This is a genomic window from Aeromonas media, from assembly GCF_000819985.1.
Classification (GTDB): Bacteria; Pseudomonadota; Gammaproteobacteria; order Enterobacterales; family Aeromonadaceae; genus Aeromonas; species Aeromonas media.
The window spans coordinates 1-12,202 of the sequence record NZ_CDBZ01000042.1; the positions used below are offsets into that span (position 1 = coordinate 1).

At 60.6% G+C, this 12,202-nt stretch carries 7 protein-coding genes; 1 reads left to right on the forward strand and 6 read right to left on the reverse strand.

What is annotated here, in order from left to right; all coding sequences use genetic code 11:
* Window positions 1–754: 754 nt before the first annotated feature.
* The 6 genes from BN1127_RS03500 to BN1127_RS03530 form a co-directional block, all read right to left on the reverse strand.
* Window positions 755–2,488 (reverse strand): methyl-accepting chemotaxis protein, encoded by a 1,734-nt coding sequence (locus BN1127_RS03500; protein WP_042648511.1) that lies wholly within the window; start codon window positions 2,486–2,488, stop codon window positions 755–757.
* Between the two features lie 58 nt (window positions 2,489–2,546).
* Window positions 2,547–3,557 (reverse strand): galactose/methyl galactoside ABC transporter permease MglC, encoded by a 1,011-nt coding sequence (gene mglC, locus BN1127_RS03505; protein ID WP_041206572.1) that lies wholly within the window; start codon window positions 3,555–3,557, stop codon window positions 2,547–2,549.
* Between the two features lie 16 nt (window positions 3,558–3,573).
* Complete coding sequence (gene mglA / locus BN1127_RS03510) at window positions 3,574–5,094, reverse strand: galactose/methyl galactoside ABC transporter ATP-binding protein MglA (protein ID WP_042648512.1); 1,521 nt, start codon at window positions 5,092–5,094, stop codon at window positions 3,574–3,576.
* A gap of 53 nt (window positions 5,095–5,147) precedes the next feature.
* Window positions 5,148–6,134, reverse strand: coding sequence for a galactose/glucose ABC transporter substrate-binding protein MglB (gene mglB, locus BN1127_RS03515; RefSeq protein ID WP_041206574.1), 987 nt, complete (start codon window positions 6,132–6,134; stop codon window positions 5,148–5,150).
* Window positions 6,135–6,355: 221 nt separating this feature from the next.
* On the reverse strand, window positions 6,356–9,397 hold the full coding sequence (locus BN1127_RS03520; RefSeq protein ID WP_042648513.1) for a beta-galactosidase: 3,042 nt from the start codon (window positions 9,395–9,397) through the stop codon (window positions 6,356–6,358).
* A gap of 577 nt (window positions 9,398–9,974) precedes the next feature.
* Window positions 9,975–10,979, reverse strand: coding sequence for a substrate-binding domain-containing protein (locus BN1127_RS03530; RefSeq protein ID WP_042648515.1), 1,005 nt, complete (start codon window positions 10,977–10,979; stop codon window positions 9,975–9,977).
* Window positions 10,980–11,196: 217 nt separating this feature from the next.
* On the opposite strand from BN1127_RS03530, the gene galE reads away from it, so the two are divergent.
* The coding region (gene galE, locus BN1127_RS03535; protein WP_042648516.1) for a UDP-glucose 4-epimerase GalE at window positions 11,197–12,202 on the forward strand (1,006 nt) is incomplete at its 3' end.

Here is a 12,202-nt window from a genome sequence, read left to right on the forward strand (position 1 = left end):
GGTATACCCCTCCCCCGATAGCCAGCTCCTGTTAGCCGCTTCCGGCCAGCAACCCCATGCAACCCTCCGTGCCCCCCCCCCTCAACCCAACCTGGCACAGGTACCCCTGCCCTTGGATGCTGTCGGCCCCGGCTCGCCTATCCGCGATCGACTCTGCCCCTGGTGACTTTTCTGAACCTCAGTTAAACGAGCTGTGAGACATTCGCCATAGATGGCGTAAGTGAAGCGCCTCAAAAATTCTCGCCATAGTCGGAAAAGAAGAGCAAAAAAACCGCACTTAAAAATCACAACATCATGATTTTAAAAGCAATGCCATCATTATAATTTCTCGAGAAACGAGTTTCGAAAAAACGTTTTTCAGCATGCCGTTGTCGTCCTCCACGAAATCCTTATAGTTACTCCTGCACGGACGCAATGAAGTCGGTCAGGAAGACTGGCTGCCAGGGTTGGGCAAATGGACTCACCACAGGATGTGGTAAAGGACACCTCCCAGGACGGAGAAAGTGCGACGGGAACGGATGACTCGTCAGGCCATGATGGCTAAAGGACACCCCAAAGGATTGGGAAGGGGAAACCTAAAGGAAGAGGTATAGTCAGGGATTGCAGGGAGCAACTTCGTTCAAGGATATGAGCGATAAGACTATCGGGGGCGACGCAAGTCGCCCCCATCTTTTTTGGGAATTTTTCACGCTTTCCCGGTGAGCTGCCACCCTGACCACGGCAGCCAGGGTGCCCATCACCAGTCCAGCCGACCTTACTCCAGCCGGAAGTGCCCCACTATCTCCCGCAGCCTGTCATAGGTGTGCTGCATGGAGGTCGAGCTCTCCACCGTCCTCTCGCCATTGCCCTTGAGCTGGGTGATCACCTCGGCGATGGCGCTCATGTTGCGGTTGATCTCTTCGGCAACCGCGCTCTGCTGCTCCGCTGCGGTGGCGATGTGGCTGATGAGATCATTGATTTCCACCACTTCCCCCGCCATCAGATCCAGCGACACATTCACCTTGCTGGTGTTCTCTGCCGCATCCTGACAGCTCTGCCGGGTGTTCCCCATGGCCGCTACCACGGTCTGGGTTCCCCGCTGCAACCGGGTCAGCATGGTCTGGATCTCGGCGGTGCTCTTCTGGGTACGACCCGCCAGGGATCGCACCTCATCGGCGACCACGGCAAACCCGCGCCCCTGCTCACCGGCCCGGGCGGCCTCGATGGCGGCGTTGAGCGCCAGCAGGTTGGTCTGCTCGGCGATGCCGCCGATGACCCCCAGGATGGAGCCTATCTGCTGCACATCCTGCTGCATGGCGGTGATGGAGTGGGCGGTGGCTTCCACCTCCGTCACCAGCGCGGTGACGCTGGCCATGGCCTGATCCACCACCCGACGTGATTGGCTCGCCAACTGCTGGCTCTGACCGGTCAGCTGGGCCGTACTGGCGGCGCTCTCCGACACCGAGACGGCGGTGCGGCTCATCTCGTTGATGGCGGTGACGACCTGTTCCGTCTCCCGCACATGCTCGGCCAGCAGCCCCTGGGCCGACCCCGTTTGCCTGGCCAGACCCGAGATCCCCTCATTGAGCTGGCCGCTGGCCTGGCGCACCTCTCCCATCATTTCCTGCAACCGCTCGATGAAGCGGTTTATGCCGGCCGAGATCTGGCCGAGGTCGTCCGTGCTGGTCACCGTCAGACGGCGGGTCAGATCACCACTGCCCCGGGACAGCTCCTGCACCAGATCGCGCAGGGAGAGGATGGGGCGATAGGCCAGGTTGAGAGCCACCATGGAGATCACCAGCACCAGGGCAGCCACCCCAAGCAGGGCCAGGGTGATCTTGCCGTTGAGCGCCTGGGTCATGGCCCGGATGTAGTCGAGATCGATATAGCCGGTCAGGGTCCAGCTGCTACCGCGGATATCCAGCTGGTTGGGACGGCTCTCCGTCTCTCCCTGGGGCTTGCTGCTGTAGAGTACCTGGCCCTGACTGTCGCTCAGGGAGAAGTAACGCCCCTCCCCGCTCACCTTCGCCAGCAGCGCCTTGAACTCGCTCATGTCGAGGTAATAGAGATAGGCGGAATCGGCACCACGGGGTACCAGGATGGAGATCACCGGCTTGCCGTCCAGTTGCTCCAGCGGGCTGACGGTGATCTGGTTGTTGGCGGCGGGGATCAGCTTGCGCAGAGCCTCGACCCTGGCCTTGTCGTCGATGACCCCGTTCACGTCGAACGCCATGTCACCGATCAGCTTGACGATGTTGTGAAAACCGGTCTCCTGCAGCGCCTTCTTGACGCTGGTCACCCCGAGGTTGAGATTCGCCGCCAGCAGCACCTTCTGGTTGATGTCACCGGCCAGCTTCTCCTTGACCAGGGTGATCTGCTCGTTGATGTTCTGGGTCGCCTGGGTGCGGATGTAGCCACTGATGAAGTGATTGACGCTGAACCAGGCGGTGCCGATGGTGACCAGGATGGCGAGCAGCAGCAGAACGTTGATTTTGACTTTGAATGGCATGGGGTGGGTCCCTCCAAATAGAAAGGGCCGGAACATGACCGGCCCTTTCTGCCAATGCTTACTTCTTCTTGGCGTACTTCATTGAGTCCAGGGCAACCGCCAGAATGATGATGCCGCCCTTGATGATGAACTGCCAGTAGGGGCTGACCCCGATATAGGTCAAACCATAGTTGATCAGGGTAAAGATGAGTACCCCGGTGATGACACCGGCGACAGTCCCTACACCACCGGCAAAGGAGACACCGCCCACCACGCAGGCCGCGATGGCATCGAGTTCATACATGAAACCGAGGTTGTTGGTGGCGCTGCCGATCCGGCCTGCTTCCAGCATGCCGCCGAAGGCGTAGAAGACACCGGCCAGGGCGTAGATGATCACCAGATTGACCGCCACGTTGACGCCGGAGACCTTGGCAGCTTCCGGGTTGCCGCCGATGGCAAAGATGTTCTTGCCAAAGCGGGTCTTGTTCCACAGCACCCAGACGAAGACGCTGGCGATGGCCGCATAGAAGGTCAGGTACGAAAGCTTGAATCCTCCTATCCGGATAAAGCCCTGCGCGAAGCTGGAGAAGCGAGGGTCGAAGCCAGCCACCGGAGAGGCACCCACCGAATCAAAATAGAGGGAGTTGATGCCGTAGACGATGATCATGGTGCCCAGAGTGGTAATGAAGGGCGTCACGTTCAGGTAGGCCACGATCAGGCCGTTGACCAGACCGATCAGCGCACCCACAGCACAGACCAACAGGATCACCGCCGGAATGGGTACTTCACCCAGACTGGGGAACACCTTGTTGACGTTGGTCAGGGCCTGCAGCATGGTGGCCGCGATCAGCGCCGCCAGACCGACCTGACGACCGGCCGACAGGTCCGTCCCCTGGGTGATGATGATCCCCGCCACCCCGAGGGCGATGATGACCCGCACCGAGGACTGAGTCAGGATGTTGCTGAGGTTGGTGAGACTCAGGAAGGATGGCTCCTGGATCACGATAACCATGAGCAGCACCAGCAGCACCAGGTAGATGGCGTTTTCCTTGAGCGCCTGCATCAGATTGAAATTTTTAGCCGACTCCATAAATGTCTTCCTGTCTCTAGAGGTACAGAGATGCCAGGCGCAGTATCTCGCTCTGGTCAGTTTCTTTGGTATTGACGATCCCGGCGACCCGGCCATTGCTCATCACCATGATGCGGTCGGTGATCCCCAGCAGTTCGGGCATTTCGGACGAGATAATGATGATCCCCTTGTCCTTCTTCGCCAGCTCCAGGATGAGCTGGTAGATTTCGAACTTGGCCCCGACGTCTATGCCCCGGGTCGGTTCATCCAGCATCAGGATCTCCGGCTGGGTCAGCAGCCAGCGGCCTATGATCACCTTCTGCTGGTTGCCCCCGGAGAGGGAGCCAATCTGTGTCTGCTGGGTCGGTGTCTTGACGCGCATGGAATCGATGACCCACTGGGTATCGCTCTTCATCTTGTTGTCGCTGAGCAGCCCCATGGATCCCTTGTAGCTGTCCATGTTGGCGATCAGGGAGTTGAAGGCGATGTCGAGACGGGAGTAGATCCCGGTGGAGCGACGCTCCTCCGTCACCAGGGCGAAGCCGTTCTGGATCGCCTCATGGGCGTTGCGATTGGCGACTTCCTTGCCGTGCAGCTTGATGACACCGTCGCTGTGATCGCGGATACCGAACAGGGTCTCGACGATGTCGGTGCGCTTGGCCCCCACCAGACCGGCAATGCCGAGGATCTCCCCCTTGTGCAGGTTGAAGCTCACGTCCTTGATGGAAGGCTGATTCTTGGCCGTCAGGCGCTCGACTTCGAGAATCACCTCTTTCGGCTGGTTGGTTTTCTCCGGGAAGCGCTGGGTCAGCTCACGACCGACCATCATGCCGATGATCTTGTCCATCGTGAGTCCTTCGAGGGACTGGGTCGCCACCCACTGGCCATCCCGCAATATGGTGATCTCGTCACAGAGCTGGAAGATCTCTTCCATCTTGTGGGAGATGTAGACGATGCCGCACCCCTTGTCCTTCAACTTGTTGATGATCTTGAAGAGGTGGTTGACCTCTTTCTCGGTCAGGGAGGAGGTGGGTTCGTCCATGATGACGATCTTGGCGTCATAGGAGAATGCCTTGGCGATCTCGATCATCTGCATCTGGGAGACGGAGAGGGTGCCGACCTTGACCCTTGGGTCTATGTCGATGTCCAGTTCGTCGAAGATGCGCTTGGTGTCGTCATACATTTTGCCGTGGTCGATGAACCAGCCCTTGGTGGGGTAGCGACCGAGCCACATGTTGTCCATCACGGTGCGTTGCAATACCAGGTTCAGCTCCTGGTGCACCATGGATACGCCATTTTCCAGCGCCTCTTTGGAAGAGGTGAAGTTGATCTCCTCGCCCTTGAAGAAGATCTTGCCCTGATCCTTCTCGTAGATGCCGAACAGGCACTTGAGCAGCGTGGACTTCCCTGCGCCATTCTCGCCCATCAACGCATGCACAGAATGAGGACGGACCCGTAAATTGACATTATCGAGTGCCTTGACGCCAGGAAAGCTCTTACTGACGTCAATCATCTCCAACAGCCATTCTGATTGTTGCCGTGTTGTCATATCAGCCATCACATCTGGTTGAAAAAAGGGCAAGGGGATCTCCCTTGCCCTGAGGGGAGGAATTACTCGAATTGGGACAGGTTGTCTTTGTCTACGCCCACATAGGCAACACGCACGACCTTGTTGTCGATCTTCCAGTTGGTGCCTTCACCGGCCGGCTTGCCTTCCGCCAGATTCTTGGTCAGCTCGAAGGTCGCCTTGGCCTGGTTGGCCGCATCGTTCAGCACTGTACCCGCCATGGCACCGCTCTTGACCATGGCCAGCGCTTCCGGCAGGGCATCGACGCCGAACACCGGGATGGCAGTCTTGCCCTGGGCTTTCAGGGATTCAACAGCACCCATTGCCATGCCGTCGTTGTTGGCGATGACCACTTCGATCTTGTTGGCGTTGGGGCCGGAGATCCAGGCGTCCATCTTGTCTTTCGCCATGGCGGTATCCCACATACCGGTATCCATGTGCAGCTGTTCGGTCTTGACGCCGCCGTCATTCAGAGTCTTGACGACGTAGGTGGTACGGGCTTCCGCATCCGGGTGGCCCGGTTCGCCCTTGAGCAGCACAAACTGGATGACGCCATCCTTGTTCAGATCCCACTCCGGGTGTGCCTTCCAGTGCTTGGCGATCAGCTGGCCCTGGATGATCCCTGACTCCTTGGAGTCGGTGCCCACGTAGTAGGCCTTGTCATAGCTGGCCAGATCGGCCGCGCTCGGTTCCTTGTTGTAGAACACCACGGGGATCTCGTCGGCACGGGCTTTCTCGATCACGACAGGGGCCGCAGCCGGGTCAACCAGGTTGATGGCCAGCGCCTTCACGCCCTTGGCGAGCAGCACGTCGATCTGGTCGTTCTGCTTGGACTGGTCATTCTGGGAGTCATTCATCAGCAGCTCCACACCGGGATTGGCTACCGCTTCCTTCTCGATGGCCTTGCGCACTACCGCCATGAAGTTGTCGTCATACTTGTAGACGGTGACACCGATACGGGTATCGGCCTGGGCTTGTGCTCCTGCCATCAGTCCCATCAGCAAGGTGGCAACTGTCGTGAGTTTTTTCATTGTTATGCTCCGATCTCTAATATCTGTTTTTGTAGGGAATGCTGTACACCGTTTGAACTGGCGCCAGCCTAATGTAATCAGTTTGTTGTGTGACGGTCTGTGATCATGGCAACAAAATGAAAACGTTTACACTCTGTTACATAGAAGCAATATTGTTAAAGATTAAATAGTTATGTAAGTTAAGGCCTCCTTCGAGGCCTCACCATCCAAGACTAGTCCATCTAGCGAAAAATGCAGTTCCAGCTGTAACTTCCAGGCAACAACCAGAATTCAGGCCGCACGCTCTGGCTCCAGGAGTCATCTCCCCCTACACCCATGTGGAAACCATCCAGACAGAGGTGCACTCCTCCCTGGGCTACCAGATCGGTCTGATGACGGGCCAGGGCAAGCTGTTGCTGGCTGTAGTGGCTGACGCTGAAGTGGAACTTGCCCTCGATGCTCACCTCTGCGAGCCGCAGCTGACGGGTATCGCAACGCAATCCGTTGTCGGTCGGGAACACATAGGGGGTGTGCAGGGCCGCAATCGGCAGCTGCCAGCGATGGAGGTCGGCGGCAAGCAGCCTGTCCGGGTAGTTCTCGTGGGGACCGCGCCCCAGCCAGCTCACTTCGTCGACCTCGCCGGCCAGCCAGAGCCTGGCGCCGATGCGGGGCAGCGACGGCATGTCGGCAGCGATCTCCACCTCGATGTGCAGCGCCATGACGCCATCGGCATCAAAGCTGTGGTGCCAGCGGGTCAGTATCTTCAGCTCGTCGGCCACGAAGTAGCCATGACACACCGTGATGAGACCCTGAGCCGGGCTCGCCTCCAGGCCGAGGCAGCGGTGCTGCAGATCATTGAGCCCGGCCTCCTGCCAGCGGGCAATCCAGGCATTGGGATCCGCGTGATCCGCCTCGCTGGTGCCGATGTCGTTGTCAAGCGGCGCCCGGTAGAAGTGATCGGCGATGACGTCACGCAGCTGTTCACGGCCATGCTTCTGCCAACTGCTGATACGGCCGCTGGCCTTGTCCAGCCGCCACTCGCTGCCCGCAGCACGCACCAGCCAGTGGTCAGGCTGCTCGCTCAAGGGGGCGGGAGCCCGGGTAACGGGCATGGCCAGAGGAGTCGGCAGCATGCATTGCTGGCGCGCCACCTCGTGACCCGCCCCGGCCCAGGCCGTGGCGGTGGGCTGCACTATGGCCAGATCCAGCCAGGCGAGGGCGCCCGCGGCAAAGCCGGGCAGCCGCTCCAGCAGGGTCAGCGTTGCCCATCCCTGAGGCGCGAGCGCGAGCGGGCACTCGCCCTGGCTCAGCACCACTCCGTCCTCCAGCAGTTGCCAGCGCAGTACTTCGTTGTCCGTGGGGCGGAACAGGTATTCGCTATGGACCTCCACCGTCAGCGGCTTCTGGCCTACCAAGGACAGCACGAAAGGTTGCTGGGCCCGCTTGGCCTCGAACAAGGCGGGATGCGGCGTGCGATCGGGGAACAGCAGGCCGTTGCAGCAGAACTGGCGATCGTTGGGAAGATCGCCGAAATCACCACCATAGGCCCAGAAATGGCGGCCATCATCGGTCTGCTTGTCTAGCCCCTGATCCACCCAATCCCACACAAAACCGCCTTGCAGGCGGGGATGATCGCGAAACGCCTGCCAGTAGTGGGCGTAACCCCCCAGGCTGTTGCCCATGGCGTGGGCATATTCGCAGAGGATCAGCGGCCGGGTCTCTTCCGGCAGACCTATCCACTTGGCCAGTGCCCACTTGGGCACCGCCGGGAAAGGCTGATCCTGATGGGTGCGGGCATACATGGGGCAGATGATGTCGGTGGCCGGGGTATCGGCTCCACCCCCTTCGTACTGGACCGCGCGGCTCGGATCGGCCCGTTTGACCCACTGGTACATGGCGTCATGGGCCGGACCATAGCCGGATTCGTTGCCCAGCGACCAGATGATGATGCTGGGGTGATTGAAGTCACGCGCCACCATGCGGGTGACCCGCTCGAGGAAGGCGTTGCTCCAGGCGGGATCCTGTGCCAGCCGCCCCATGGGGGTCATGCCGTGGGTCTCCAGGTTCGCCTCGTCCACCACATAGAGGCCGAGCCGGTCACACAGTCGGTAGAACTCGGGATGATTAGGGTAGTGGGAGCAGCGCACCGCGTTGAAGTTGTGCTGCTTCATCAACCGCAAATCCTGCTCCATGGCGGCCGGGGTCACCACATGGCCCAAGGCGGGATCGTGTTCGTGGCGATTGGCGCCGCGAATGAGCAGCGGTTGGCCGTTGACCCTCAGCAAGCCGCCCTTGATCTCCACCGCCCGAAAACCCACATCATGGGCCTCGCTCTCGATGGACTCGTCCTGCTCGTCCAGCAGGGTCAGGGTCAGTCGATACAGATGCGGCGTCTCGGCGCTCCACTTGTGGGGAGCCGCGACCTCCAGCCACAGCTCGGCTCTGTCTGTGTAGGCACCCTTCTCGTCGATGGGGCCGGTACCGAGGGGCTGATGCAGGCGGGCAACCGGCTGCTCACCGAAATAGAGGTTCGCCTCCACCGCCAGCCCGGCGCCTTCATTGACCTGCAGCGCCACCTTGAGACGGGCATCCCGGTAGCAGGCGTCCAGCACCGGGGTCAGCCGCACGTCCAGCAGCCGGCGCTCGGGTTTGTGCAACAGGCTGACGGAGCGGAAGATGCCGCTCATGCGCCACATGTCCTGATCCTCCAGATAGGAGCCATCGGACCAGCGCAGCACCAGCACGGCCAGCCGGTTGGTGCCTGCCTGCAGGAAGTCACCGAGATCGAATTCGGCGGGCAGCCTGCTGTCCTGGGAGTAACCGACCCAGCGGCCGTTGCAGAACAGATGGAAGGCGCTGTCCACCCCGTCGAAGATGATGCGGGTCTGACCGCTGGCCAGCCAGTCGACGGGCAGTTCAAACTCGCGGGAATAACAACCGGTGGGATTCTCTGCCGGCACCCGGGGCGGATCGCAGGGGAAGGGGTACTTGATGTTGGTATAGATGGGGCGATCAAACCCCTGCAGTTGCCAGTTGCCAGGTACCCTGATGAGGGTCGAGTCGGGCAGATCCTCGTTCAGCCACTCCTCGGGCACCAGCTCGGGGGCCCCGAAGAAGGAGAAACGCCAGTCGCCGTCGAGCAGCATGCGGGACGGCGAAGGGAGCCCGGCACGGGCATCGGCCTCGCTGCGCCAGCTGAACAAGGGGGTATGGGCAGGCAGACGATTCACCGAGGTAATCGCCTGGGTCTGCCAGTCCTGACGGGCCACTATCTCCCTGAGCATTCTTCTCTCTCCCTGCATGAACGCCGATAACGCATGCAGTGTAGGGGAGTTTTGCCTGATGATCGGCGATCCCGCTCACACAGATGTAAACGATTACACCTGTTTTGTTAAGTAAAACAGAGTAAAAATTAGCTAAATGAGGGTAAAAGATCGCTCCGTAGGATAGTCAGGCTGAAACAGGATGATCCGGACGGGGGAACCGTGGAAAAAGAGAGAGATATTGAGTTTCGAATGGCGACTTTTAGGGCGAGTCATCAGAGGCGGCCACTCAACTGCCTCCAATCCACCGTCAGAAGGCGGCAAGAAATATCGCCTTCAGAGTCTGGGGAATGCCATCGGAAGATGGTTGAGCAGAGACAGGCGGGCGCCATCAAGCGGCAGTTGAACAGGGGTGTGGGCGTCTATCGGTGCCTCAGTCCCCACTCCACCGCCATGACAGAGGCAGAGGGCACACCCGATGGGTACGACCGAGTGGCGGTTGATTAGAGACTGGGGCGCTTAGCAGAAGCATGAGCCAGTAGACATGCCCCAACCGCCGTCACGCCACCGCCATGACGGCGGCAAGGAGACGCAACGATCAGAGCCTGACGGGCGCCACCGAGTGGCGGTTGATAAGGGTCGGGGTGTAGATCCGGCTCTGCATCGTCTCGCTCTCCCCTGCGGCGAGTTGCAACGCCAGCTTGGCGGCCTGGGCGGCCATCAGTTCGATGGGATAACGCATGGTGGAGAGCTTGGGCCTCAGGTATCTGGCATAGATGATGTCATCGAAGCCCACCACCGAGACCTCTTCAGGCACCTTGAGACCATTGTCTGCCAGTACCGAGATGGCGCCTGCCGCCATGGCATCGTTGTAGGCCACCACCGCCGTGATGGGCAACCCCTTGGCCAGCAGGTTGAGCATGGCGCGCTCACCGCCCTCTTCATTGGGCATGCCGCTCTCCACCAGCTCGGGATCGGCGCTCAGGCCCGCCTCGGCCAGGGCATCCTGATAACCCTGATGGCGCAGCATGGCATCCTCGATGGCATGATCCGAACTGAGGAAGGCGATGTGGCGATGCCCCAGTTCCAGCAGATGGCGGGTCGCGGTGGCGGCCCCCTGCCGGTTGTTGAGGGCGATGCAGCGGCCCCTCAGACCCGGAATGTCGCGGTTGATCAGCACCATGCCAGGGGCCCGCAGGGCATAGTCGATAAGCTCCTCGTCGCTGAGCGCCTTGCTGTGCACCACCAGCGCCTCGCAGCGCTTGCCGATCAGCAGATCGATGGCTTCCCGCTCCTGCTGGGCGCGGTGAAAACCATTTCCCATCAGCAGGTGCAGCCCCTGTTCCACCGCCACCCCGGCGACCCCCTTGACCAGAGCCCCGAAGAAGGGATCTGCCACGTCACCGACCACCACGCCCATGGTGTCGCAGGTCTGGCTGACCAGGGCCCGGGCGTTGGCGTTGGGGGTGTAGCCCAGTTCGGCCATGGCCTTCTGCACCACCTCGCGGGAGGCGGCACTGGCCTTGGGTGAGTTGTTCATCACCCGTGAAACCGTTGCCACCGATACGTTGGCCAAACGGGCGACATCCTTGATGGTGCTCATGCTGTTTTCACTTATTTCACGGTTCGATATGGCGCCATTATACCGAGCAATGTCACTGATAACAGGGGGGAAAGCCATGTCGATTCATTTATCGCCATGCAAGGACATGTAAACGTTTCCATCTATTTGTTAACCGGTTCACAGTTTACCCGCCAGCCCCTCGGCTAGACTCCTGCTCAGGCTTTCCTTGCGTGAGGCACGAACGGTGGAGAAGAGGATGAGAGTACTGGTGACCGGCGGTTGCGGCTATATCGGCAGCCACACCTGTCTGGCCTTGCAGGCGGCAGGCATGGAACCCGTGGTGGTGGACAACCTCTGCAACAGCAAGGCCGCCGTGCTGACACGGGTTGCCGCCATCAGCGGGCAGCGGCCCCGCTTCTATCAGGGGGACATCCGTGACCCGGCACTGCTGGACAGCATCTTCGCCGAGCAGCAGATCGACGCCGTGATCCACTTCGCCGCCCTGAAAGCGGTCGGCGAATCGACCCGGATCCCCCTCGAATACTATGAAAACAACCTGAGCGGCACCCTGGTGCTGCTGCAGGCGATGAAGCGGGCCGGGGTTCACAACCTGGTGTTCAGCTCCTCGGCCACCGTCTACGGCGATCCGGCCAGCACCCCCATCCGGGAAGATTTCCCCCGCAGCGCCACCAATCCCTACGGCCGCTCCAAGCTGATCATCGAGGAGATCCTCGAGGATCTGCAGGCCGCCGAGCCCCACTGGAGCATGACCCTGCTGCGCTACTTCAACCCGGTCGGCGCCCACGAGTCCGGCACCCTGGGGGAAGATCCCCAGGGCATCCCCAACAATCTGATGCCCTATATCACCCAGGTGGCCATCGGCCGTCGCGACTGCCTCTCGGTCTTTGGAAACGATTACAACACTCCGGACGGCACCGGGGTACGCGACTACATCCATGTGATGGATCTCGCCGAGGGGCACGTCAAGGCGTTGCACCACTGCGCCGGCAAGGGCGGCGTCCACCCCTACAACCTGGGCACGGGCCAGGGCCAGAGCGTGCTGCAGATGGTGGCCGCGTTCTCAGCCGCCTGCGGCAAGCCACTGCCTTATCGCATCGAGCCCAGGCGCTCGGGCGACATCGCCGAATGCTGGGCCGATCCCGCCAAGGCACAGCGCGAACTGGGCTGGCACGCCAGCCGGGATCTCGCCGCCATGTGCGCCGACAGCTGGCGCTGGCAGCTCGCCAACCCGAACGGTTACG